The sequence below is a fragment of the Streptomyces sp. NPDC048424 genome (assembly GCF_040651555.1).
In the GTDB taxonomy this organism is placed as follows: Bacteria; Actinomycetota; Actinomycetes; order Streptomycetales; family Streptomycetaceae; genus Streptomyces.
Window position 1 is genome coordinate 37,818 of sequence record NZ_JBEZKE010000010.1, and the last position, 22,266, is coordinate 60,083.

Annotated in this window: 29 protein-coding genes and 1 pseudogene; 15 read left to right on the forward strand and 15 right to left on the reverse strand. The window is 73.1% G+C overall.

What is annotated here, in order from left to right; genetic code table 11:
- Nucleotides 1-14 precede the first annotated feature (14 nt).
- Nucleotides 15-854 (forward strand): MerR family transcriptional regulator, encoded by an 840-nt coding sequence (locus AB0D29_RS16445; RefSeq protein ID WP_362855118.1) that lies wholly within the window; start codon nt 15-17, stop codon nt 852-854.
- A gap of 27 nt (nt 855-881) precedes the next feature.
- Here AB0D29_RS16445 and AB0D29_RS16450 read toward each other — a convergent pair whose 3' ends face one another.
- On the reverse strand, nt 882-1,178 hold the full coding sequence (locus AB0D29_RS16450) for a hypothetical protein (protein ID WP_362809609.1): 297 nt from the start codon (nt 1,176-1,178) through the stop codon (nt 882-884).
- 126 nt (nt 1,179-1,304) lie between these two features.
- Here AB0D29_RS16450 and AB0D29_RS16455 point away from each other — a divergent pair, with 126 nt between their 5' ends.
- Nucleotides 1,305-1,766, forward strand: a complete 462-nt coding sequence (locus AB0D29_RS16455; RefSeq protein WP_362854765.1) for a hypothetical protein — start codon at nt 1,305-1,307, stop codon at nt 1,764-1,766.
- Nucleotides 1,767-2,277: 511 nt separating this feature from the next.
- On the forward strand, nt 2,278-2,817 hold the full coding sequence (locus AB0D29_RS16460) for a GNAT family N-acetyltransferase (RefSeq protein ID WP_362855119.1): 540 nt from the start codon (nt 2,278-2,280) through the stop codon (nt 2,815-2,817).
- An 80-nt stretch (nt 2,818-2,897) separates the two neighbouring features.
- Here the strand turns inward: AB0D29_RS16460 and AB0D29_RS16465 are convergent, their stop codons facing one another.
- The 3 genes from AB0D29_RS16465 to AB0D29_RS16475 all read right to left on the reverse strand — a co-directional run bounded on the left by AB0D29_RS16465 (nt 2,898) and on the right by AB0D29_RS16475 (nt 5,161).
- A complete protein-coding gene (locus AB0D29_RS16465) occupies nt 2,898-3,326 on the reverse strand; it encodes a nuclear transport factor 2 family protein (protein WP_362854767.1) in 429 nt (142 codons plus the stop codon).
- Nucleotides 3,327-3,415: 89 nt separating this feature from the next.
- On the reverse strand, nt 3,416-4,123 hold the full coding sequence (locus AB0D29_RS16470) for a WYL domain-containing protein (protein ID WP_362854769.1): 708 nt from the start codon (nt 4,121-4,123) through the stop codon (nt 3,416-3,418).
- 72 nt (nt 4,124-4,195) lie between these two features.
- Entirely contained in the window at nt 4,196-5,161 is a 966-nt protein-coding gene (locus tag AB0D29_RS16475; protein ID WP_362854771.1) for a transcriptional regulator, read from the reverse strand.
- A 147-nt stretch (nt 5,162-5,308) separates the two neighbouring features.
- Between AB0D29_RS16475 and AB0D29_RS16480 the strand changes: the two genes are divergently transcribed.
- The 3 genes from AB0D29_RS16480 to AB0D29_RS16490 all read left to right on the forward strand — a co-directional run bounded on the left by AB0D29_RS16480 (nt 5,309) and on the right by AB0D29_RS16490 (nt 7,450).
- Nucleotides 5,309-5,722, forward strand: a complete 414-nt coding sequence (locus AB0D29_RS16480) for a DUF3224 domain-containing protein (RefSeq protein ID WP_362854773.1) — start codon at nt 5,309-5,311, stop codon at nt 5,720-5,722.
- 74 nt (nt 5,723-5,796) lie between these two features.
- A complete protein-coding gene (locus tag AB0D29_RS16485) occupies nt 5,797-6,885 on the forward strand; it encodes a DUF5954 family protein (protein WP_362854774.1) in 1,089 nt (362 codons plus the stop codon).
- Between the two features lie 142 nt (nt 6,886-7,027).
- On the forward strand, nt 7,028-7,450 hold the full coding sequence (locus tag AB0D29_RS16490) for an STAS domain-containing protein (protein WP_362854776.1): 423 nt from the start codon (nt 7,028-7,030) through the stop codon (nt 7,448-7,450).
- A 245-nt stretch (nt 7,451-7,695) separates the two neighbouring features.
- On the opposite strand, the gene AB0D29_RS16495 is transcribed toward AB0D29_RS16490, so the two are convergent.
- The 3 genes from AB0D29_RS16495 to AB0D29_RS16505 form a co-directional block, all read right to left on the reverse strand.
- The gene (locus AB0D29_RS16495; protein ID WP_362854778.1) at nt 7,696-7,911 is read right to left on the reverse strand and encodes a hypothetical protein; all 216 of its coding nucleotides are present in this window, start codon (nt 7,909-7,911) and stop codon (nt 7,696-7,698) included.
- A gap of 169 nt (nt 7,912-8,080) precedes the next feature.
- Nucleotides 8,081-9,178 carry a MerR family transcriptional regulator gene (locus AB0D29_RS16500; protein ID WP_362855121.1) on the reverse strand — a complete coding sequence of 366 codons (1,098 nt, stop codon included), beginning with the start codon at nt 9,176-9,178 and terminating at the stop codon, nt 8,081-8,083.
- Nucleotides 9,179-9,318: 140 nt separating this feature from the next.
- A complete protein-coding gene (locus AB0D29_RS16505; protein WP_362854780.1) occupies nt 9,319-9,810 on the reverse strand; it encodes a hypothetical protein in 492 nt (163 codons plus the stop codon).
- Between the two features lie 223 nt (nt 9,811-10,033).
- Between AB0D29_RS16505 and AB0D29_RS16510 the strand changes: the two genes are divergently transcribed.
- A complete protein-coding gene (locus AB0D29_RS16510) occupies nt 10,034-10,486 on the forward strand; it encodes a hypothetical protein (protein WP_362854781.1) in 453 nt (150 codons plus the stop codon).
- Between the two features lie 410 nt (nt 10,487-10,896).
- Nucleotides 10,897-11,292 (forward strand): annotated as a pseudogene (locus tag AB0D29_RS16515) (phosphatase PAP2 family protein); the annotation flags it as partial.
- 57 nt (nt 11,293-11,349) lie between these two features.
- On the opposite strand, the gene AB0D29_RS16520 reads toward AB0D29_RS16515, so the two are convergent.
- From AB0D29_RS16520 to AB0D29_RS16530, 3 genes are read right to left on the reverse strand one after another with little or no spacing between them, the layout of a single operon-like run.
- Complete coding sequence (locus tag AB0D29_RS16520; RefSeq protein WP_362854783.1) at nt 11,350-12,033, reverse strand: response regulator transcription factor; 684 nt, start codon at nt 12,031-12,033, stop codon at nt 11,350-11,352.
- On the reverse strand, nt 12,030-13,556 hold the full coding sequence (locus AB0D29_RS16525; RefSeq protein ID WP_362854785.1) for a histidine kinase: 1,527 nt from the start codon (nt 13,554-13,556) through the stop codon (nt 12,030-12,032). Before AB0D29_RS16525 ends, AB0D29_RS16520 begins: the two co-directional genes overlap by 4 nt.
- A gap of 51 nt (nt 13,557-13,607) precedes the next feature.
- A complete protein-coding gene (locus tag AB0D29_RS16530) occupies nt 13,608-14,096 on the reverse strand; it encodes a cupin domain-containing protein (RefSeq protein ID WP_362854786.1) in 489 nt (162 codons plus the stop codon).
- A gap of 174 nt (nt 14,097-14,270) precedes the next feature.
- On the opposite strand from AB0D29_RS16530, the gene AB0D29_RS16535 reads away from it, so the two are divergent.
- Nucleotides 14,271-15,155, forward strand: coding sequence for a LysR family transcriptional regulator (locus tag AB0D29_RS16535; protein WP_362854787.1), 885 nt, complete (start codon nt 14,271-14,273; stop codon nt 15,153-15,155).
- A gap of 157 nt (nt 15,156-15,312) precedes the next feature.
- On the opposite strand, the gene AB0D29_RS16540 is transcribed toward AB0D29_RS16535, so the two are convergent.
- Nucleotides 15,313-16,017 carry a class I SAM-dependent methyltransferase gene (locus AB0D29_RS16540; RefSeq protein ID WP_362854788.1) on the reverse strand — a complete coding sequence of 235 codons (705 nt, stop codon included), beginning with the start codon at nt 16,015-16,017 and terminating at the stop codon, nt 15,313-15,315.
- Between the two features lie 83 nt (nt 16,018-16,100).
- On the opposite strand from AB0D29_RS16540, the gene AB0D29_RS16545 reads away from it, so the two are divergent.
- The gene (locus AB0D29_RS16545; RefSeq protein WP_362854789.1) at nt 16,101-16,640 is read left to right on the forward strand and encodes a GNAT family N-acetyltransferase; all 540 of its coding nucleotides are present in this window, start codon (nt 16,101-16,103) and stop codon (nt 16,638-16,640) included.
- Nucleotides 16,641-16,698: 58 nt separating this feature from the next.
- Here AB0D29_RS16545 and AB0D29_RS16550 read toward each other — a convergent pair whose 3' ends face one another.
- Nucleotides 16,699-17,157, reverse strand: coding sequence for a VOC family protein (locus AB0D29_RS16550; RefSeq protein WP_362854790.1), 459 nt, complete (start codon nt 17,155-17,157; stop codon nt 16,699-16,701).
- A gap of 397 nt (nt 17,158-17,554) precedes the next feature.
- Here AB0D29_RS16550 and AB0D29_RS16555 point away from each other — a divergent pair, with 397 nt between their 5' ends.
- Entirely contained in the window at nt 17,555-17,749 is a 195-nt protein-coding gene (locus tag AB0D29_RS16555) for a hypothetical protein (RefSeq protein ID WP_362854791.1), read from the forward strand.
- 35 nt (nt 17,750-17,784) lie between these two features.
- On the opposite strand, the gene AB0D29_RS16560 is transcribed toward AB0D29_RS16555, so the two are convergent.
- Entirely contained in the window at nt 17,785-18,042 is a 258-nt protein-coding gene (locus tag AB0D29_RS16560; protein WP_362854792.1) for a WhiB family transcriptional regulator, read from the reverse strand.
- Between the two features lie 232 nt (nt 18,043-18,274).
- Here AB0D29_RS16560 and AB0D29_RS16565 point away from each other — a divergent pair, with 232 nt between their 5' ends.
- The 3 genes from AB0D29_RS16565 (at nt 18,275) to AB0D29_RS16575 (ending at nt 19,633) form a co-directional block, all read left to right on the forward strand.
- A complete protein-coding gene (locus tag AB0D29_RS16565) occupies nt 18,275-18,583 on the forward strand; it encodes a hypothetical protein (RefSeq protein ID WP_362854793.1) in 309 nt (102 codons plus the stop codon).
- 76 nt (nt 18,584-18,659) lie between these two features.
- A complete protein-coding gene (locus AB0D29_RS16570; protein WP_362854794.1) occupies nt 18,660-19,214 on the forward strand; it encodes a DoxX family protein in 555 nt (184 codons plus the stop codon).
- Nucleotides 19,215-19,282: 68 nt separating this feature from the next.
- Complete coding sequence (locus tag AB0D29_RS16575; RefSeq protein WP_362854795.1) at nt 19,283-19,633, forward strand: STAS domain-containing protein; 351 nt, start codon at nt 19,283-19,285, stop codon at nt 19,631-19,633.
- Here AB0D29_RS16575 and AB0D29_RS16580 read toward each other — a convergent pair whose 3' ends face one another.
- Together AB0D29_RS16580 and AB0D29_RS16585 are read right to left on the reverse strand one after the other, a co-directional pair.
- On the reverse strand, nt 19,634-20,014 hold the full coding sequence (locus AB0D29_RS16580; RefSeq protein WP_362855122.1) for a toxin Doc: 381 nt from the start codon (nt 20,012-20,014) through the stop codon (nt 19,634-19,636).
- A gap of 82 nt (nt 20,015-20,096) precedes the next feature.
- Entirely contained in the window at nt 20,097-20,690 is a 594-nt protein-coding gene (locus tag AB0D29_RS16585) for a TetR/AcrR family transcriptional regulator (protein ID WP_362854797.1), read from the reverse strand.
- Nucleotides 20,691-20,835: 145 nt separating this feature from the next.
- Between AB0D29_RS16585 and AB0D29_RS16590 the strand changes: the two genes are divergently transcribed.
- Nucleotides 20,836-22,266 (forward strand): amidase, encoded by a 1,431-nt coding sequence (locus AB0D29_RS16590; RefSeq protein ID WP_362855124.1) that lies wholly within the window; start codon nt 20,836-20,838, stop codon nt 22,264-22,266.

Below are 22,266 nucleotides of genomic sequence, written 5' to 3' on the forward strand. Positions count from 1 at the left end.
CAGTGGAGCACGACATGTTCACCATCGGAGACTTCGCCAAACACGGCCGGGTGTCGGTCCGCATGCTGCGTCACTACGACGCCCTCGGACTGCTGCGCCCGGCGCGTGTCGACCCCTTCACCGGCTACCGCTTCTACGAGGCCGGGCAGCTCGCCCGCCTCAACCGTGTCATCGCGCTCAAGGAACTCGGCTTCAGCCTCGACCAGGTCGGGACGATCCTCGACGAGCGCGTGGGCGCGGAGGAGCTGCGCGGCATGCTGCGGCTGCGGCAGGCCGAGCTGGAGAGCGCCATGGCCGCCGCGGCGGCCCGGCTGGTCCAGGTCGAGGCGAGGCTCCGGACCATCGAAAGCGAGGGAACCATGCCTGCCGACGACATCGTCGTGAAGAGCCTCCCGCCCGTCCGGCTCGCCGAGCTGACCGGCACGGCCGCGAGTTTCGACCCGCAGGACATCGGTCCGGTCATCGGCCCGCTCTACGACGAGCTGTGCCGCCGCGTCGAGGAGGCCGGGGTCGTCCCGACCGGTCCCGGCACCGCCTACTACGAGGACGCGCCGGGCACGGATTCCGGAACGGCGATCCTCGTGCACGCCGGTCTTCCGGTGGCGGCCTCGGTCCGCGCCGAGGAGCTCGGGGGCGAGGTGCGGATCGTCACGCTGCCCGGGGTGGAGCGGGCCGCGACCGTGGTGCACCGGGGCGCGATGGACGGCGTACTGCCGACCGCGCAGGCCCTGGCGCGGTGGATCGACGCGCACGGCCACCGCTCGACGGGGTACGCGCGGGAGCTGACCCTCTCGTGCCCGCAGGACCCGGACCAGTGGGTCACCGAACTGCAGGAGCCCCTCGCCGCGCCCTGACCCCGTGACTCCGTGACGCCGGAGGCATCAGGGACGGCGGCCGCAGACGTGGGCGCACCGGCGCGCCGTGTCCCGCCGCACGGTACGGAACCTGCGCAGGGTGCTGTGGCCGCGCCGCTTCCACTCACCCCGCGGCAGGGCGGCCCGCTGACCGCCGCCCGCGATCAGGGCGTTGACCGGGGTCATCGGGTCGGCGGCCATCGCCTTGGCGAACAGGACGCCGACGACGAGCGGGACCAGCGCCACGGCCAGGGCCGAGCCTGCGGTGGTCACGTGCTGCATGCGCGGGCGGACGGTCGCGCTGCGCGGGGCCTCGGAAGTCATGACCCCATTCGACCAGCGGCGGCCCGGCGGGGAATCGGGGCGGATACTCAGGCCGTTGGGCACAACGTACTCAGACGGGCGCGGGGGGCCCGACGGGCGCGCGACGAGCGGGGAGGGTGTGAGCCGATGACGGTACCCGGGCAGGGCTTCGAGCCCGCGACCGGCGACGGCCCGGCCGCGCCACCCGGCCGGCGGGAGGCCGAGCTGCGCACGGCCTACGAGGGGCTGCTGCAGATCCGTCGGCTGGTCAACGGCCCGGCGGGCGCGGAGGTTCCCGCGCCGTGGGAGGTACGGCAGCTGCCGCGCGCGGTGGCCCTCGTACTGGAGGCGGCGGGGATCCCCCCGTCGGCACTGGACGCGGAGGGCCGGCGCACGCGGACGGGCTACCGCGTGGCCGCCGGTCCGGAGCCCGGGCGGGTGCAGGTGACCTGGCTCGGGCCCCCGGGCGGCGGCGCGGCCGAGGAGGAACAGGAGCGGCTGGCGGCCTGCGCGGCCGTACTGGAACGGCTGGGCTGGGTCTGCCTCCTGTACCGGGGCCCGCGCCGGCGCCGCTTCCTGGAGGTGGAGCCCGCTGCGGCCGCCCGCTAGGGTGCGCCTTCCGTGCCCGCGCCCGGGCGCGCCTCCTGGCGGAAGGAGGCCGGCTGCCGGAAGCCCTCGCGGTACCGGCCGGGGCGAGGCGGGCGGGCCGGGCGAGGCCGGGCCGGGCCGGGCCGGGCCGGGGAGAAATCCGGTGGCCGGGAGCTCCCCGTCCCGCGAGACTCGCCCGATGGGCATGCTCGACACACAGGCGGACCGCGTCGGCCGCGGGGAGACCGTGGAGTTCCGGCCGACCGGCGGATCCATGGAGCCGCTGGTCCGCAGCCGGCAGCGGGTCCGGGTCGCGCCGGCCGATCCGGCGTCGGTCGAGGTCGGCGACATCGTCCTGGCCCGCGTCTCGGGCACGGTGTACCTGCACCTCGTCTCGGCGGTGGACGCCCCGCGCCGGCGCGTGCAGATCAGCAACAACCACGGCCATGTCAACGGCTGGACCGGCTACGACCGGGTGCTGGGCATCTGCCTGGCCGTGGACGGCGTACCCCGCCCGGGCGCCGCGGCCAAGGTGCGCCGGCCCGTCGTCCGGCCCGTCGCCCTCGCCACCCGTCGCCTGGACCTGCTCCCGCTGCTCCCCTCGCACGCCGACGAGATGAGCCTCGTCCTGGCCGACCCCGCCCTGCACGCCTTCACCGGCGGTGCACCGCTGTCGCGGGAGGAGCTCCGCGCCCGCTACGAGCGGCTCAGCGCCGGCTCCCCCGAGCCCGCGACCGTGTGGGCCAACTGGGTCCTGCGGCTGCGCGGGCAGGGGCGGTTGGTGGGCACCGTCCAGGCCACGATCGTCCCGGCGCGCGGCCTGGCCGAGCTCGCCTGGGTCGTCGGCACCCCCTGGCAGGGCCGCGGCTTCGCCTCGGAGGCCGCGCGGGCCGTCGCGGACTGGTTGGGGCCGCTGCCCGTCGACCTGCTGGTCGCACACATCCATCCGGACCACGTCGCTTCGGCGGCGGTCGCCGCGCGCTGCGGACTGCGCCCGACCGGGCGGCTCCAGGACGGCGAGGTCCGCTGGGAGTCCGGCGACGGCCGGGGCGAGCGCCTCGGCTCAGGCTGAGCAGGACCACGTGGACCGCTGCGCCGCGGGTCCGGGCGTAGGGCGGGACCGGCCGGGGGCCGGGCTCTGGTGCCCGGTCTTCAGGCGTCGAAGCGGCGGTTGCCGGTGAGTGACCAGACGGCGGAGATCCGGCCGTCCGTGACCGCGAACATGTCGATGCCGCTCTTGACGACGACGTCTCCGCCGCCGGCGTGGCTCTCCAGCCACCGGCAGGCCATCTCGCCGCGCTCGGAGTCGACCAGCGGTGCGGCGTCGGCGGCGAAGGTCAGGCCGGTGAGGGCGAGGCTGTTGGCCGAGATGAACGCCGTCAGTTCGTCCCGGCCGAAGGTGGCGGCGGAACCGGTGCCGTCGAAGTCGTCCGCGAAGTGCAGCCGGAAGCCGGGGGCGAGGATCTGCTCGGCGAGGGCGAGGTCTCCGTTCCAGAGCGCCGTCCAGCCCTCCACCAGCCGGGTGCCGGCCTCCCGGGTCAGCGGCGCGGAGTCGGTGGTGGGGATCGTCGTCACAGACATGGGTGCCTTCCAGGGTCGGTTCGTGGTCACCCAGCCTCCGGGCCTGGGGCGACAACCCTCTGTCGGTGTTTAGCCCTCCGGACAGCGGCTCAAGCGAAACTGTAGAGCTCGTCGAGTGCCACGAAATCCCGTCCGAGGGTGCCCAGTTCGGACAGGTCCACCGGACGCGGCTCCACCGTTTCCTCCAGTGCCCGCGCCTCTCGGATGCGGTCGAGGCGAAAGCCCCGTACGGCCGAGTCCAGCCGGCACCAGCCGACGAGGTACCAGGGGTCGCCTCCGAGGAAGCCCAGGGGTTCGACGGTGCGGTCGGTGACCTCACCCTGCGGGTCGGCGTAGCGCAGGTGCAGCAGCCGGTGGGTCGAGAGCGCCTCGCGCAGGGTGTGCGGGAGCGCGGTCGGCCGAGCGGAGTGCACGGCGAGCCGTACCCGGGCGGCGAGCTCGCGCGCGGCCTGGCGTTCGCGCTGCGGCATGACGGCGAACACCTTGTACAGCGCCGAGTGGGCGTCCGCGGCGAACGGCGTCCCGGACAGCCCGTGCAGGGCGACGGCCAGGGCCGCCGCCTCGGCCGGGGTGATGGTCAGGGGCGGCAGGGTGTGGTCCTTGTCCACCACGTACCCGCCGCTGCGGCCCGGTTCGGCGTAGACCGGCACGCCGGACTGCTGGAGGGCGCTGAGGTCGCGCTCGATGGTGCGGGTGCTGACGCCGAAGCGCTCGGCGAGCCACCGGGCGCTGCGCGGGCGGGGCGAGACCGCACGTAACTCCTCCACCAGGGCGTACAGACGCTCGGTACGGTTCACAGCCAAGGACCGTAGCCGATGCCCCGGGGCCGGACCACGGTGATTCGGGCGGAACGGTTCTACGTTCGGGCCTCAGGCGTAGCGTCCGGCCAGGGTGGCCACCGTTTCGGCGAGGGCGCGGCGCAGTTCGGCCGGGCCGAGCACCTCGGCCTCGGTGCCCAGCCTGAGCAGGTCTCCGACGGCGACCGCCTCGGACTCGACGGGCAGCAGCACCCGGACCCAACCGTCCGCGTCGGCCGGGCCGGCCTCGGCCAGTGCCCGGTTGCCCGCCGCCCCGAACTGCACGGGGAGCAGCCGCTGTCCGAGCGGGGACAGGCGCAGCTCCGCCGTGTGCTGGTGGAGTACTGCGCCCAGGCGACTTGTGGACTCCTGCCAGTACGCGGCGAGTTCGAACCCGGCGGGTCGTTCGAACCCCTCCGCCGCGGTGTCCACGGCCAGGAACCGGGAGACGCGGTAGGTCCGTACGGCGCCGTCCTCCACCTCGGCGACCAGGTACCAGATGCCCGCCTTGAGGACGAGGCCGAGCGGGTGCAGCTCGCGCCGCACCTCGCCGCGCCAGCGGCGGTAGTGGGTGCGCAGGACGCGCTGGTCCCATACGGCCTGGGCGATCTGTGCGAGGTACGGGACGGGGTCGGCCTCCCGGAACCAGGCGGGCGCGTCGAGGTGGAAGCGGTCCTGGATCCGGCGGGCCCGTCCGGCGAGTGCGGCGGGCAGCGCGGCCTGGAGCTTCAGCTGGGCGGCGGCCAGGTCGGCGCCGAGGCCGAGTTCCCGCGCGGGTCCGGGGGCGCCCGCCAGGAAGAGCGAGCCGGCCTGGGCGTCGGTGAGGCCGGTGAGGCGGGTGCGGTAGCCCTCGGCCAGCCGGTATCCGCCGGCCGGTCCCCGGTCGGCGAGGACGGGGACGCCGGAGGCGCCGAGGGCCTCGACGTCCCGGTAGACCGTGCGCACGGACACTTCCAGCTCGGCGGCGAGCTCGGGCGCGGTCATCCGGCCGCGGTTCTGCAGCAGCAGGAGCAGGGAGAGGAGGCGGTCGGCGCGCATGGATGCCATTGTCCGCCCTACCTGACAGAAGGTGTCAGGTACCCCTGCCAGCCTGGGGACACAGCCTGATCAACGGCCGGGCGGAGCAGACCGCCCGGCCGACTGACGACCGATAGGACAGCGATGCCCACGCCCACGCCCGTGCCCATGCCCGTAGAGACCAGTGGCCGCTTCACCTTCGCCAACTGGGAGGAGAACCCCGTCGGATCCGCGGAGGCCGTACCGCGGCTCGCCCACGCCCACGTCACCAACGCCTTCACCGGCGGGATCGAGGCCGCGGAGACCGCCTGCGACTACACGATCGCCTACACCGGGGAGAACGTCGGCAGCTACAGCGGCATGGAACTGCTCACCGGCAGCGTCGACGGCCGCAAGGGCAGTTTCGTACTGGAGGAGCGCGGCACCTTCGACGCCGGCGGCACCGTCTGCCGCTTCGAGGTCGTGCCCGGCTCCGCCACCGGGGACCTCGCCGGCCTGACGGGCTCGGGGGGATTCACGTACCGCCACGGCGAATCCTCCGTCGCCTACTCCTTCACCTACGACCTGGGGTCCACCGCATAGTCGATCCCGCACCCGCCCGGACGGGAATCGGTGAATCAGGGGCAGCGCCGTACCGCGGTCGGCAGGATGGGCGCATGGACCGTGGGGATGTGGGGCAGGGCGGGTCCCGACCGATGGTGGTACGGGTACCCGTGGAGCCGGTGGAATCCGCGGTGGAGGCCGACGCGGTCGACGCCGTGGCGCGTACCGCCAGTGTGGTGGTGCGCGGCCCGTTGTTCGGGGTGGCGGCGCAGGGCGTCGGGGACGAACCGCGGTGGCGGGTGGTGCTCGCGGTGACGGACGGCTGCCCGCAGCAGGCGCGCGACGGGCTGAACTCGCGGCTGTGGTTCCGCGCGAAGGACGATGCGCGCGACCGGACGGAACGGCGGGCACTGCTGGCGGCGGTCGCCCGGCTGGAGAGCGAGCGCGTCGACGAACTCGAAGTGGCGGGGACCCGGTACCGGGTCGTACGCGCCGAGGAGTACGCGGGCGCGGGCCCGGACGGCATCGAACAGCCGCGTCCCACCGATCCCGATCCGCTCTTCCCCGATTGGAACCGCGCCGCCAAGGGACCGGGGGTCGACGACGACCTGCTCCTGGACCCGGACGCACCGGTCACCCCCACCCAGGCCGTGGAGCGGCTGGCGCTTCGAGGCCTCTGCTACACGGGCGAACGGTTCCCCGAGGACGTGCGCTCCGACGCGCAGCGGGCGCTGGACACCCACCCGGACGTACTGCTGCTGCCCCCGACGTTCACGGTCGTGGAACAGACCGCCGCCCGCGGCTGGCGGCCGGTCAGCGGCCCGCACGCGAACGCGCACGAGGCCCGCAAGTCGCTGGACTTCACCCTGACATGGATGTGGCCGCGCTTGCACGGCCACATCCCCGCCGACGCCGACCCGCAGGCCGACGCCCGTACGTGGACGGCGAAGGACGGGGCATCGGCCGTCCCCCGAACGGCGGAGCTGGCCGCGTACGCCGAGGCCGCCGACGCCCTGCGGGCCGGCCGCGTCAACCAGCTGGCGTTCCAGGACACCGTGTACCGGATCGCCCGCACGCGCCGCCTGCTGCGCTGGGGCCCCGACGGGCCCGAGGGCCCACGCCCGTCCGACACCAACGGCCAGGACCCCGCACGCATCCACCTGCCCCTCGACGAGGACGGCCGCATCCTCGCCGAAGACTGACCGGAACGGCGCCGCGCGGTGGGCGCCTGACGCCTCATCCGGGTGAAATCTTTCCTCCTGTCGGGGATCGATGCTGGTCACATGGGGTGAAAGGACCGCTCGGCTCGTTTCCCGACACCGGGTGGGAAGCGTTGTTGGAGATGTGAGTACCTCAAGCACCGCCCCGATACTGCCCGCCGCTCTCGCGCCCCTGGCCCCTTCCACCGTGCACGACTCGGGCGCTGACACCGCGCCCGGCGTCATAGACATCCGCTCCTGCACCACCCTCGGCGCCACCCTGATCGTCCGCCTCAGCGGGGAGATCGACCACTTCAGTGCCGCCCCGCTGCGGGCGCTCCTGGCCTCGGCGGCCGACGACGGCTGCACCGGCCTCGTGCTGGACACCTCCGACGTCACCTTCGCCGACTCCGGGTTCCTGGCCATCCTCGACTGGTGGCCGCGGCACGGACGCCGCCTCAGGCTCGCGAACCGCTCCCGGGCGGTGGAACGCCTGCTGCGGGCGGCCGCCGCGACGACACCGCAGCCGTCCCACCCGGCCTCGCTGACGGCGCAGGCGACGTCATGACCTTCATACTCCTGACCTGCACTCCGATACTCGCGGCGGTCCTCCTGCTGTACAGGGAACGGGCTGAGCCGCGGTACTGCCGCCCTCCCCGGCCACCGCTGACCACACGCCCAAGGACCCTGATCCACTGCCCCAAGGCGCCCCCGATCTACGGCGCGATGGTGTAACCCCGGCCAGGTGGGCCCGCGATGACCGCGGGCCCACCTACTGGCTCTGGCCGGACCGGGCTGCACGCCGACCGCCGGTCAGCCGAAGCTGCGCCTGCGGTCGCCCGTCTGCTGCGGCGGGATGCGGTGCAGCCGACGGCGAGTACGCCGGCTCGGGCCGGTCCGGCGTGCGTCCCCGTCACCGGACCGGGCTGCGCCCTGGTCGGGCTCCGCGGGTGCCACCGTCGGGGCGAGCGCGATCGCAGCGATGACCGCCGTCACCACAACAAGGATGATTCCGATACTCACGGACATGATTCCCGCCTTTCGCGTTGACCCTTACCTCTGTAGCTACTCAGCGTTTCCAACACCGGCTGCGATAAACACGTTGAGTGATGTTTAGGGTGGGTCATCGCCCGCCGACGAGCCACGACGGACCGTCACATCCCCGCGTACCGCCGGGGCAGTGACGCTGTGACGGGATTCAAGCGATGAGCAGGCGGAGGCCGAGATCGGCTGCGTCGAGGTCGGCGAGGGCCCTGTTGCGCTCGGCCCACCGGCCGGAGTCGAGGTCGGCGCCGAGGCTTCGGACCGCCCGCCGCTCGGCCTCCGGCCCGACCCGTGTCCACACCGACATCGCGCGGCGCACGTGCTCGTCCAGATACGCCCCCGGCCGACGCCAGTACGCCTCGAACAGGCCGTCCGCGCAGTCCCACGGGACGGGCACCGGCTCGGCGCGGGCGCCGATCGCGTCGGCCATCCCCGCCAGCGAGGGAAACCCTGCGAGGACGGTGGCGAACTCGGGCAGGTAGTCACGGGTGAGCCAGAACCGGTCCTGCCATCGGGGCTCGTCGGTGTCGAACGTGAGCACCACCACCCGGCGGGCCACGCGCCGCATCTCGCACAGCCCCGCCATCGGGTCCCCCCAGTGGTGAACGGTGGAGACGGCCATCGCGACGTCGAAGGAGCGGTCCTCGAACGGCAGGCTCTCCGCGGCGGCGGCCAGACACGGCGCCGAGCCGGCCGGCCGCTGCCCCCGCATGACCGCCGACGGCTCCACCGCGGTCACGTGGCGGTCCGTAGGCTCGTAGGAGCCGGTGCCGGCCCCGACGTTCAGCACCGTCTGCGCGTCCCCGAGCGCGTCCCAGATCTGCGCGGCGATCCGTGGCTCGGTACGGCGCGTCGCGGTGTAGGCGCCGCCGATCGCGTCGTACAGCCGTGCACCGAGCATCTCCAGTTGCTCCTCCGGTGTCACCTTCAGTCCCTTCGCCCGTGCGTCGAGTTCCCTGTCGATGGCCGCCACCATGGCGTCGGCGCGATCACGCCGCTCCAGCAGCAGGTCGCGCAGTCGGCGCAGGTGCGCGACCGCGTCGGTGGTCGGGTCGTCGACCAGTTCCGCGACCTCCCGCAGCCCGAAGCCCAACCGCCGGTAGGCCAGCACCTCCCGAAGCCGCTCGACGTCGCCCGCCGAATAGGCCCGGTACCCGGCCGTGGTCCGCGCCGACGGCCGGACGAGCCTGATCTCGTCGTAGTGGTGCAGCGTGCGGACGCTCACTCCGGCCAGCTCGGCCACCCGTCCCACGGTCCAGTGTTCTTCCACGGCACCGACTATGCGGCCTGACGCCACGTGAGGGTCAAGGGCGTTCGCCGCCGGGGATGTTGATGCGGATCCGGGTCGTCATCGGCGGCGTCGGAGCACCTGGCCAGGCACGGGGAGAGAGGTCAGGCCGCGGGGTGGCCCGTCAAAGCGGCGCCGCAGGCGCTGCAGTAGCGGGCGTCCGCCTCGATCGCGTGCCGGTGGCACCGGCCGCACACCAGGTGCACCGCGCACGGTCGGGGCGCGGCGGCGGGGGTGGTCCGGCCGATGCGCATTCCGCGGCGACGGCGGTGCACGGTCAGGACGAGCAGTCCTTCGGAGCCGGCCAGCAGCGCCCGGGAGGTGCCGCGCGGCAGCATGCCGAGGAATCCGGGGGCCAGCTGGGACTGGGTACCGTCGAGGGTGAGCGTGCCGGTTCCCCCGAGGACGACCAGCATCACGTCGACCTCCTCCTCGGTGTGCGGCGCCCCGCCGGTCCCGGGCAGGTGGCGCACCAGGTTCGCGTCCAACTGCCGGTCGACGCCCTCCAGCCGCCACAGCGCGCCGCTCTGCCCCTGCGCCACCGCCGCGACCAGACCCGCGACCGTCACGAACTCCGCCCCCCGCACAGCCTCCATTGCCGTACCTTCCGTGCCCGAGCCGAACCCACCACACCACACATGATCGCCCACCCGGACCCCCCGGCGGGAACGGAGGCCCGGACGGCCGGCGCGGTACGGCCTGCTGCGCGTGCGGACGGCTTTCCGCTCCGCCCGAGCCCGCCTTACCCGAAGGGGTGACAGCCCTGACCTCGTCGGTCCGCGGACGCGACCGGTGGGCCCGTACGGCATCATCTGGATCATGACGCACCCCCACCTGCCGACCACCGAGTCGGCCGTCGCCGCGATACGTGCCGTCGCGGCCGAGTACCGGCTGACCATGGCCGTCACCGACGACATCGGCGCCGACCAGACGTCACGCAGGACTTCCGCACCGTTGTTCGCCGTCGTCGATCCCGACGGCTCACTGCCGCACGAAGCATTCGTGGAACTGGGCGGCAGCCCCACGGTCAGCATCCGGATCTTCCCCGACGACGACGCGACGATCACCGTGGACGGGGTGGAGTTCCACGACGTCCCCCGGGACTCCGTCCCACCGTTCCTGACGTCCGTCTACGGCGGACTCGCCTTCGTGCAAGGCCGGTTCTTCCCGCCGGGCTACCGGCTCCACGTCCCCCTTCCCGGCGACGAGACCTACAAGGAGCGCATCCTGGGCGCCTCGCTCACGCCCTGGCTCTCCGGACGCGTCCGCTAGGCGGGCCGCCGCGTCTGGCGGGAGCCGACTCGCACGGACGGCGCGGCCCGCACACCCGGCCCCGTACCGGTCAACCCTGACGATCGTCGGGGTACGGGGCTGCCGTTCGGCCGGGGCGCCCGACCTGCGGTGTTCCTACCGTCGGCGGCATGGATTCGATCAAGCGATACGACAACGGACACGGACACCGGTACCGATGGGGTCGGCGCATACCGATGGCGGTCGCGTCGGCCGGGCTGGGGGCTGCGGCCGTGGTCCGGCTGGCACCCGGCGACGCCCTCGGCACGAACGAACCGGTGCACGTCACCGCGGGCTTCTCGGTGCGGGCCTACGAGGCACTGACCGCGAGCACGGCAAACGGGCCGTCGTGGTCCGACACCGCCCTGGAAGCGGCGAGCGAGGGCACGCTGATGCTCCTGGGCCTGCTCCTGGCCTGGGTCGCGTGGACCGCCTGGCGACGGCGTGACGCGACGGGCCTGGCCGGGGTTTCGGTCGCCGCCGCCGGGACCGTCGTCGCCTACGGGCTCAGTGAGGCGGTCAAACTCCTCGTCGATGAGGAACGCCCGTGCAGGGCCCTGTCGGGCGTCTCGGCCCTCGCCCCGTGTCCCGAGCCGGGCGACTGGTCCTTCCCCAGCAACCACGCCACTCTTGCCGTCGCGCTGGCGGTCGGCGTGACCTTGGTACGTCCTCGGCTCGCCGTCCTGGCACTGCCGGTGGCCGGGGCGGCCGCTCTGTTGCGGGTGCTGGTCGGGGTGCACTATCCGCACGACGTCCTGGCGGGCGCGGTGCTCGGCGCGGCGGCCGTGGCGACCGTACGGCTCCTCGTCCTCCCGATCGCCGTACGGGCGGTGTCCGCTCTCCTCCTACGGCAGGCGGTCGGGCGGCACCGGGACCACGCCGGCCTCGTGGGCGACCACGGCCGCCGCGGCCCGGTTGTCGACGCCGAGGCGCGCGAGGATCGAGCTGACGTGGGCCTTCACCGTTCCCTCCGCCAGGCGCAGGCGGCGCGCGATCTGCCCGTTGGAGAGACCGCTGCCGAGGAAACCGAGTACGTCCCGCTCCCGGGCCGTCAGGGCCTCGACGCGGGCGCGGGCGGCGGAGCGGCGGCCGGCTCGGACGCCCGCACCGCCGGCGGCGAGATGCGCGACGACGCGGGCCGCGACCTTCGGTGACAGGTAGGCGGCGCCGTCGGCCACCGCCCGGATACCGGCGATCAGTTCCTCCGGCTCGCCGGACTTGATCAGGAAGCCGGTGGCGCCTTCGCTCAGAGCGCGCAGGATGTACTCGTCCTCGCCGAAGGTCGTCAGCATCACAACGCCCGTGTCGGGGACGGTCCTTCGGATCTCGGCGGCGGCCTCGATCCCGCCGGTCCCGGGCATCCGGATGTCGAGGACGGCCACCTGCGGGCGGTGGCGCTGGGCGAGTTCCACCGCTTGGTGGCCGTCGGCCGCCTCGGCGACGACGGTGAGGCCGGGGTCGGTGGCAAGGACCGCGCGGACACCCGCGCGGATCATGGGCTCGTCGTCGGCGATCAGGATCCGGATCATCGGACGGCCTTTCCGGTGTAGTCGTCGGTGGAGACCAGGCGGCCGGCCCGGAAGCAGAGACGGTAGATGTCCCCCGAGCGGTCGTCGAACGGGTCGCCGGTCTGTACGTAGAACTCGCAGACCGCGTCGTGTGGTGCGGGCGCGGGCGCCGCCGGGCGGCGGGTCGTCTGGCGCTCGGGCAGGTGGGGTGCCACGTCCGCGCGCGGCTGGCCGACGTACAGGAGGGCGTAGTCCCGGGGTGCGAGCACCGACTGGCGCGCCGTCACGGTGTCCCACGCCCGCACCCCGCCGATGAGCAGCGCGGTGGTGGACAGCGGCACCAGGACGGCCGCGGCAGCGGTACGGCCCAGTCGGCGCCGGGCACTGCGGTGCTCGGGAGGCAGTGCGCCGGCCGGCCCGCCGGGCTCGGCTCGGCGCGGCGGGGGCACGGCCCCGGGGCGGTGCGGGAGCACGGCCCGGACGGCGAAGGCGCTGCCCTCCGGGCCCTCGGGACCCTCGGCACCCTCGGGGCCCGATGTGAAGGTGCCGCCGGCCAGTCGGACGCGTTCGTCCAGGCCGATGAGCCCGAAGCGGTGGTTCTCGCCGGGTGCGGAGGTTCGGGGCCTCGGGGTGGGGCGGATGGCGTGGTCGTGGTGCGCCGCGGACGCGGCGGGCACGGGCTCGTTGGTCACACTGACCTCGGTCCGTGCGTCCAGGTGCCGGACGACGACGGTCGCCCGGTGCCCGGGCGCGTGCTTGGCCACGTTCGTCAGCGCCTCCTGGACGACGCGCCGCACGGCCCGTTCGATGGCCGGCAGTGCTTCGCCGGAGGCCGGTTGGCCCTCCACGTGCAGCCGTACGTCAAGCCCGGCCGCGGCCGCCCGGTCCACGAGGCCTTCGAGTGCGGTGAGCCCGGCGTCGGGCTCGGGCTCCGGAGCCGTGTCCGAGGGCTCGCGCAGGACGCCGATCACCTCACCGAGCCTGTCGACGGCGGCTCCCGCCCGGGCGCGGATGTCCCGGGCGGTGGCCCGGTGGTCCTCGGACAGGCCGGGGGCCAGCTTCAGTGCCCCCGCGGACAGGGCGATGAGGCTGAGGTCGTGGCCGAGCAGGTCGTGCATGTCCTGTGCGATCCGGGTCCGCTCGCGCAACCGCGCCTGCTCGGCGACCAGATGCTGTTCCCGTTCCAGCCGCGCGGCCCGCTCCCACCCGGCCCTCACCAGTTCGCGGTACTGGCGCAGGAACCGGCCCGCGAACCACGGCAGCATCGCCGCCACGAGGAGCAACCCGACGAACTGGCTCGCCCAGCCCAGCCACGCCGGCACCAGGAGCACCGCCACGACGGCGGCCGCGAGCACTCCCGCCAGGGCCGCCGCCGTGCTCCGGTTCCGTCCCGGCTGCCAGCCGGCGAGGAAGGCGCAGACCGCCGCGGGTATCCCCCACCACAGGGTGACGACGCCCGTGCCGACGGCCACCACCGCCCCGATGAACAGACCTGCGGACAGCACCGGTGCCGGCACCCGGGCCTTGATGATCACTGTTCTCACGCACGCGACCCTACGGAACTCCACGGCCCCCGCGGCACTGCCGAAAGTCCACTACCGCCGCCCCGGGCCGAGCCCGTAGGGGCGGGTGGCGAAGTGGACGTCGTACCGGGCCTGTTCCGGCAGCAGCGCGTCGAAGGGCTCCTCGCCCCGGCGCACCCGGCCGAGGGCTCGGAAGTACCCGAAGCGGTCGATGCCGGGGGTGAGCACCACCAGCAGGTCGGCGCCCTGCTGCGGGGCGGCGGCGAAGGCGTGGACGGTTCCCGGGGGTACGACCACCAGGCCGCCGGCCCGCACCGTCTCGGTCCGTACGCCGTCCGGCCCGGCCAGGCGGAACCGGGCGGCACCTTCCACGACGTAGAACGCCTCGGTGGACCGGGCGTGGTGGTGGGGGCCGGCGCCGTCGGCGCCGGCGGCCAGCGTCAGCCGGTTGGCGCCCAGTGCGCCGCGGGTTTCCGTGCCGTCGGCGAGCAGCCTGAACCCGCTCCCTCCGGTCAGCGCGACGTGTTCGGCCTGCTCGGGCTGCACGACGAATGCATTCACGGAGCGTTCCCTTCCGGACTTCCGGACCAGCGTGTCCGTGTGTCGGTGTGTCGGTGTCGGTGTCGGTGTCGGTGATCCCATTCGACCCGGGGAAGAGCAGGCGAACCAGCCCCGGTTGACGATCCCTGAGATCTCGTATCGAGATGACCGACGCACGGCACACGGGGGCAGGGCATGGAGCTGCGGCAACTGAGGTACTTCGTCACGGTGGCCGACGAGGGCGGCTTCGGCCGGGCCGCGGAACGGCTCGGCATCGTCCAGTCCGCGGTCAGCACCCAGGTGCGCCGGCTGGAGCGGCAGCTGGGCGTGACGCTGTTCGACCGGACCGCCCGGCGGGCCGTCCTGACCGGCCCGGGCGAAGCCCTGCTGCCGCAGGCCCGGGCCGTGCTCGACGCAGCGGACCGTACGAGGGCGCTGGCGGCGGAACTCGCCGCAGGCACGGCCGGACTGCTGCGGCTGGGGGCCGTCCACGGCCCGGGTGAGCGGATGAACCGGCTGCTGCAGCGGCTCGCGCAGCCCGCCGGCGCCTTCCGTGTCGTCCTGCGCCACCTGCCGGTCGCCGAACGCCTGCGGGCGGTCCGCGACGGCGAACTCGACGCCGCCTTCGTACGCGGCACGCTCACCGCCCCGCCGGGCACCGACCTGCTGCCGGTGTGGCAGGACCCGCTGTACGTCGCCGTCCCGGCCGCCCACCCACTGGCCGCCCGGCCCGCGCTGTCGCTGGGCGACCCGGCCGGACTCCCGCTCCGGCTCGCCGACCGCGCGGCGAACGCCCCGTTCCACGACCTGGTCACCGGCGCCCTGCGGGACGCCGGTGCCCGGCCGCCGCTCGGCCCGCCGTTCACCGGGCTGCGCGAGACGCTCACCGCGATCGCCTCGTCCGCCATTCCCTCCTGGACCGTCTTCTACGAGGTCACGGGCCTGCCCACGCTTCCCGGCATCGCGATCCGTCGGCTCACCGCCCCGCCCCTGACCACCTGGCTCGCGGTCCCCGCAGGCCCGCCGGCGCCCGCCCTGAGACGTCTCTTGGCGGCGGCCACCGCAGACGAGCCGTGCTGACGGCGCCGCCGCCGACTGGATCCGGAATCTCCCGTGTCATATGCCTATCGGCTTGTCCGGCCCCGCGCATATGGTGTGGCTCCGGACCATCCCGGGCCCGTCGCCCTCCCGGCTCCCCACGGGAGGTCGCCGTGCGTCCGCGGGGCGGTGGCCGTGTCTAGGGCTCGTCCAGCGGCACCTCGACGACGAAGAACAGGAAGGTGGTCTTGCTCGAAAGGTCACGGAACTGGTCGGGGAACAGCTCGCGGGCGGCCGGGTCGGGCTGCGGCTCGCCGATGACGGCAAGGCGGAAGCCGGCGGTGGTGAAGGCATCGGTCATCGCGTGCAGCGGCTTGCGCCAGAACCTCATCGGGAAGGACTGCCCGTTGAACGTCCAGTCGAAGGCATAGCTGGTGGTCGCGAAGTAATCGGGCCGCGGATCCTGGAACGTGTAGGCCACGAAGGGGTGGTCCACCGAGGCGATCAACCGGCCGCCGGGCCTGAGCACTCGGCGTAACTCGGCCAGCGTCGGCCCCCAGTCCTGCAGGTAGTGCAGCACCAACGACGCGACCACGTCGTCGAAGGCGCCGTCGGCGAACGGCAGGGGGTCGCTCAGGTCGGCCACGTGCAGCGCCACGTCGTCACCCAGCCGCTGTCTTGCCAACCCCAGCATGCCGGCGCTGGCGTCGATGCCGGTGACGATCGCACCGCGGTCGCGTAGTGCGGCGGACAGCGGGCCCGAGCCGCAACCGGCGTCCAGGATCCGATGGCCGGCAACGTCACCGGCGAGCGCCAACATCGCGGGCCGCTCGTAGTACGCGTTCACGAGGCTGTTGTCGTTCTCCGCCGTGTAGGCCTCGGCGAAACTGTCGTAGTTGTTCACTTGGTCTTGATCTGCTTTCCGTGTCGTGGTGTCACCAGGAAATGGGATTGCCCGGAGGGCGGACCTCGCGTTGGCTGGGCGGCATGACTGAACTGCGTACCGATCGCCTCACCGTCCGCCGATGGCGTGACTCCGACCTCGAACCGTGGGCGGCTATGAACGCCGACCCCGAGGTTCGGGAGCACTTGGGCGACCTGCTGACCCGCGAACAGAGCGATGCCTCCGTGGCGCGGTTCCGGGCCGAGTTCGACCAGCGAGGCTACGGGTGGTTGGCGGTCGAGGTCCAGGCCACGGGTGAGTTCATCGGCTTCGCGGGCTTGGATCGGGTGGATGACGGCATGCCGTTCACCGGAGTGGAGATCGGCTGGCGGCTCGCCCGCTCGGCCTGGGGGAAGGGGTACGCTTCCGAGGCTGCGCTGGCGGTCCTCGCCCACGGGTTCGGCACGCTCGGGCTTCCCGAGATCCTTGCCGTGACAACGGCCGCCAACATCCGCTCACAGGCGGTGATGCGCCGCATCGGAATGACGCGGGATCCGGCCGACGACTTCGACGACCCCACCGCGCCCGAAGGGCCACTGCGTCCGAACGTGCTGTACCGCATCGCCCGGAGTGCCAGGGCCTGACGTTCTCCCCTCCGTCGGTACCTGCCCGGCCAGCCCCTCGGCGTGGCCGGCAGCCCGATCAGTTCTTCGGGCCGCCGAAGTCCGGCAGGGTGACCGAGCCGTCTGCGGCAAGGGGGAATCCCGGGTTGTAGGCGACTTCCCAGGCGTGGCCGTCCGGGTCGACGAAAGCACTGGAATAGAACCCGATCGCATTGACGGCCGCGGGCTTGGTGACGCGGCCGCCTGCCCGTCGTACCGCGGCCAGCAGCTCGTCCACCTCGGCCTCGGAGCGGACGTTGTGGGCCAGGGCGATCCCGCCGAAGCCGCCGACCCCGCCGACCCCGACGGCAGGTCCGGGCTCCACACCGCAGTCGCGAGCCAGCTTGTCGCGGTCCCACAGCACCAGCGCGAGTCCGCCGGCCTGGAAGAAGACCGTCTCCTCGACCTCCTGTCCCCGCCAGCCCAAGGCCTCGTAAAAGTCCTTGGCACGTACGAGATCGGACACTCCCAGAGTGACGAGGGTGATGCGCTGTTCCATGCGATCACGCTAACGCGGCTGGCCACGGCGGGCATACCCGTACGGACTGTGGTCCCCAGGTGCGGCTCCGTGCGTCAGCGCTTCGGCTGGGCGGTCCTGGTCTTCACCCTGGGAACGCTCGGCGTCCTGGCGGGCCTGGCCGCCTACAGCGGGGACGTTCCCCTGGGGAGCGCCAGTACCCGACTCGCCCTGACGGGGGTGCCGTACGCGGTGGCCGCGGCGTCCTTCGTGCCGAACCGGTGGGTACGGGTGGGGGCGTTGGCGGCGCTGGCGACCGCGGTGGCCTACGGGGGGGGTCGCCGGCCCGGCGCAGGCAGCGGAACGCCGGCACGAGGCACAGGTCGCCCGCTACCGGGAACGCCCGCAGCTGCTGTTCCTGGGCGACGCGCCGCCGGGCATGCGGGTGTCCCACGCCCGGATCGAACCCGCCGGCTTCAGCGTTGACTACCGCCCCGTCCGGGAAGGCTCCGATCTCGGGCACGTGGGCCTGGTCGTGCGCTCGGGGCTCACGCCGATGGACACCCTGCACCCCCTCTCGGACACGGAGTTGGAGGCGCTGATCCGGGACAAGCGGATCGTCCACGGCTTCTGAAGCCGCGCTCGCTCCGGGCGGCCGCCGGGCACGGGTCAGCCTGCCGATCGCGCGCGGGCGGCCCGAGCCGCGCGCCGCTTGGCCGCCCGGCGTTCCTCCTCGCTCATGCCGCCGCACACGCCGAAGTCCTGGCCGCCTTCGAGGGCCCACTGAAGGCAGTTCTCCCGGACCGGGCAACGGTGGCACACCGCTTTGGCCTCCTCGATCTGGACAAGGGCGGGGCCGCTGGAGCCCACCGGGAAGAAGAGATCGGGATCTTCCCACCTGCAGGCGGCCTCGTGGCGCCAGTTCATCGTCATTCCTCCATCCAATTCGTCCGCATCCTCACCCACCGCTCCTGGCCGGTACTGGCCGCTCTATTCAGTTCGATTCGGTCCGGGCGGGTGCTACCGCTTGCCGGCGCGGCCCCGGGGCGGGGGCTGCGCAGCGACACCCGGCAGGCGGATGTGCCGGGCTCGAGGAGGTTTGAAGCGCGAGACTGGGGCATCCACAACGCAGCCCTTTGCCAACCGACAGGAGGCAGCAGTGACCACCTACGTCATCACCGTGCCCGGCACGTTCCTGAGGGACGTCGACGATGCGGCTCGCTCCAAGCTGGCGAGGAGGCTGGCTTCGCACCACACCGACTTGAGCGAGGCCGAGGACGTGGAACTGCTCACGGTCCACGAGGGCGGAACCTTTTCCGTCCGGCTCGAAGTCGAGGCCCCGGACCGGGCCACGGCCGAGGACGAAGCCGTACGGCTGCTGGCCGGCGCCCTCGAGGAGCTGGGGTTCTCGGAGAAGGACGCGCCCCTGGGACCTCCGGCGGTCACGGGTCTCGAGGGTGAGTTCTGAGATCCCTTCGGCTCACGGCACGCCGCTGCGGATGGACGGGCCGGATGGACGGGCCGGATGTGGGCAACAGCGGGACATGGCTGTCGTACGAAAGCTCGCCCGTCCCCTGCTCGCCGCCCCCTTCGTCACCGGCGGACTGCGCACCCTGCGCCGCCCCGAGGCCGTCGCGGAAGTCGCCCGACCCGTCGTCCAACCCGTCGTCCGGGCGGTCGGCAAGCGCGTTCCCGCCCTCGCCGGGGATCCGCTGCGGCTGGTACGTGCCACCGGCGCGATCCAGGCCGCGGCGGGGCTGCTGTTCGCGACGGGGCGCGCCCCGCGCCTGGCCGCGCTCACGCTCGCGGCCACCCTGGTGCCGACCTCCCTCGCCGCACACGCCTTCTGGACGGTGGAGGACACGGAGGAGCGCGCGCGGCAGCGCGCTCACTTCCTGACGGACCTGTCCGCACTGGGAGGGCTCCTCATCGCCGCCGCGGACACCCACGGCAAGCCCTCGCTCGCCTACCGTTCCCGGCACGCGCTCGACCACCGGCGACGCCCGGTGACTGCCGTCCGGCGCCCCGTCGAAGCGGCCGCGGCGACGGCGGCGATCCGCGCCAAGTCGGTCGCGGCCTCTCTCACCGGCTCCCGCTGACGCGGCCACGACCCGCTTCGTTCGACCGGTTCTGTCACCGCACCCTCTGGCCCCTTACGCTGAGCCGCATGGCAGATGACCGGGGAGAAGCCCGCGTACCGCTCGTGCGGGTGGAACGCGGGGAACAGAGCGTCGTCGTACGAGTGAGCGGCGAGATCGACCTCGACCGTGCGCCCCTGCTGCGGGACGCTCTGGACACGGTGATCACCCGGCCCGACTGTCCGAACGAGATCGTCGTCGACCTGGGCGAGGTCACGTTCTGCGACTCCTCCGGCCTCAACACCCTCCTCCAGGCCCGCCTCACCGCCCACGAGCACGGCCGACGCATCCGCCTGCACGCCCCGACCTCGCAGGTCATCCACCTGCTGGAGCTGACCGGCACCGACCAGCTCTTCCCCATCACCGGTCTACGGCCTTGATCAGGACCCCGGACGCATGGAGCGCAGTCGGTCGGCCACGTCGTAGACGGTCAGGCGCAGTGCGCGGATGTCGTTGATCAGGTCGCGCCAGGGCTGGAAGGCGGTGTCCACGTCGTGGCCGGAGGCTCGGATGTAGGCCACCGCCACGCCGTAGCCGAAGTACTCGTTCCTGGCCGGCAGTGGCCGCAGGAGCACGATCTGCTCGAGCAGCGCCGCCGACCGCCAGTACGCGTCGGGCTCGTCGGTCGCCCACGCCGGGGTGTTCACGCGATGGCGCGCGACCGCGGCCACCAGGCCCGAGTAATCCAGCACCCCCAGCTCGTTGCCGAGGAGTTCCTCCTGCCGGTCCAGGAGCCAGCGGATGTCGATGTGCAGCTGCAAGATCAGGCCTCGAGTATGCATCGATGAATACCTCCAAGAATACCTTCCGGGAGGTTCGAGGTGACGCGAGGAGACGGACCCGCTACTTCCAGAGACCGGCCAGGTGCGCGTCGAGGACGTCGTGGGCCTCCTGCGAGGTGAGGTGGCCGATGAGGACGTGCGTGGTGAGGCCGTCCGCGAGGGCCAGCAGGCTGCGGGCCTCGCGTTGCGGATCGAGAGGCACGGCGCTGCCGGCGCCCTCGCTCGCTTCCGAGACGAGGCGGGTGAACGCCTCCTGCAGGGTGGCGTAGTTCGCCTGCAGCGTCCTCGCGAGCACCGGGCTGACAGCTGCCTGCGCAACGAACGCGAGCCAGACCCTGGCCTCGGCGCGGTGCTCTTCCCTGAGCAGCGAGATCTCGGTGGCCGCGTGCCCCAGGGCGGTGCCGGCCGACTGGGCCGGGCTCCGGACGAGGCGGGCCCGTACGCGCTCCATGATCCGCTCGCTGATGTACCCGAGAGCGAACACCAGCATCTCTTCCTTGGTGCGGAAGCACCGCTGAACGGCGCCCATCGACACCTGCGCGCGGGCCGCGACGTCGCGGAGGGTCACCCCCTCCAGCCCGCGTTCGTCGGCGAGGTGGCAGACGGCCTCGGCGATGAGGCGGCGTCGCCCCACGTGATCGACCTGCCTGGGCATGCCCGGTCCCCTCCCTGTTACACGGCGTTCCGCTTTCGCAGCACTTTATTCGATGCGGTCGCATCGGTTCCAGGGGTACGGTGGGCTCGGTTCCGATGCGAGCGCATCGGTACGGGAGAGGGAGGCAAGAGCCGTGCAGGACGACATGCAGGACGCCCTGTGGAAGATGCCGGCCGCCGCGCAGGCGGAAGCCGTGCGCAGCGCAGAAATCTCGGCTGTCGAACTGGTCGACAGCCACCTGGATCGGATCGCCGAGGTCAATCCGCGGGTGAACGCGGTCACGCAGCTCCTGGCGGAGCGTGCGCGGGAGGCCGCGGCGCAGATGGACCGTCGGCGGGCCGCCGGTGAAACGCTGGGTCCCCTCGCGGGCGTGCCCTTCACGGTGAAGGAGAGCACCGCGATCGAGGGCGTGCCGACCACGTTCGGCACGGAACGTTTCCGCGATCTCGTGGCACCGGCCGACGCACCCCCGGTGGCGCGGCTCCGCGCGGCAGGGGCCATCCCGATCGGGCACAGCAACATCCCCACCCTGATCCTGGCGGGGATGCACACACGGAGCGAGCTGTTCGGCGACACGGTCAACCCGTGGGACCGCGGCCGGACCCCGGGCGGCTCCAGCGGGGGTGACGCGGTGGCCGTGGCCACGGGCATGGCGGCGCTCGGACTCGGCAACGACTCCGGCGGTTCGGTGCGCATCCCGGCCCAGTTCTGCGGTGTGGCCGGGCTGAAACCGTCCACGGGCCGGTTCCCGGCCGACCACCGCGTTCTCGGCCCGGACGACCCCGGCCCGGCGTCCCAGATGCTGGTCACCGACGGCCCGCTGGCCCGGAGCGTGGGCGATCTTCGGCTCGCGTACGAAGTACTGGCCGGGACCGATCCACGGGACCCACGCGCCGTACCGGTGCCCGCATACGGCGAACCGCTCCCCGGACGCGTGAAGGTCGCGGTCGTGGCGGATCCCGGCGGGCACGGCGTCCACCCCACGATCCGCGCAGCCGTCGCGACCGCGGCCGACGCGCTCCGCGACGCCGGGTACGACGTGTGCGAGGTGGCGGACGTACCGCGGCTGGACGAGGCTCTCGAGGCGTACGGCCGGATCACCGTGACCGAGTTCGCGCCGACCTGGCCGGTGGTGCGCACGCTGCTCGGCAAGGGTGGGGACCGCTATGTCGAGATGATGATGGAGCAGACCCCGCCCGCCGGCGCGGACGCGTTCATGAAGCTGATGGGCACCTGGATGAACATCCGCCGCTCATGGGCCGAATTCCTCGACGAACACCCGCTGTTGCTCGGCCCGGTCTTCACCGAGCCGCCGGTCGAGCCGGGGCTGGAGTCGCGTGACAGGTCGGGCAGGGACCGGGTGGGGTCGGGAATGCGGCTGTGCACCGTGACCAGCTTCGTGGGCGTACCCGGTGTGGCCGTGCCGACCGGGCTGGTCGAGGGGCTCCCCTGCGGCGTGCAGATCGTCGGGCGCGCGTTCCGGGAAGACCTGTGCCTGGACGCGGCCCAGGCGATCGAGGACCGGCTCGGAGTCCTCACACCGGTCAATCCGCGCGCCGGAGGCCGGGATGCCTGA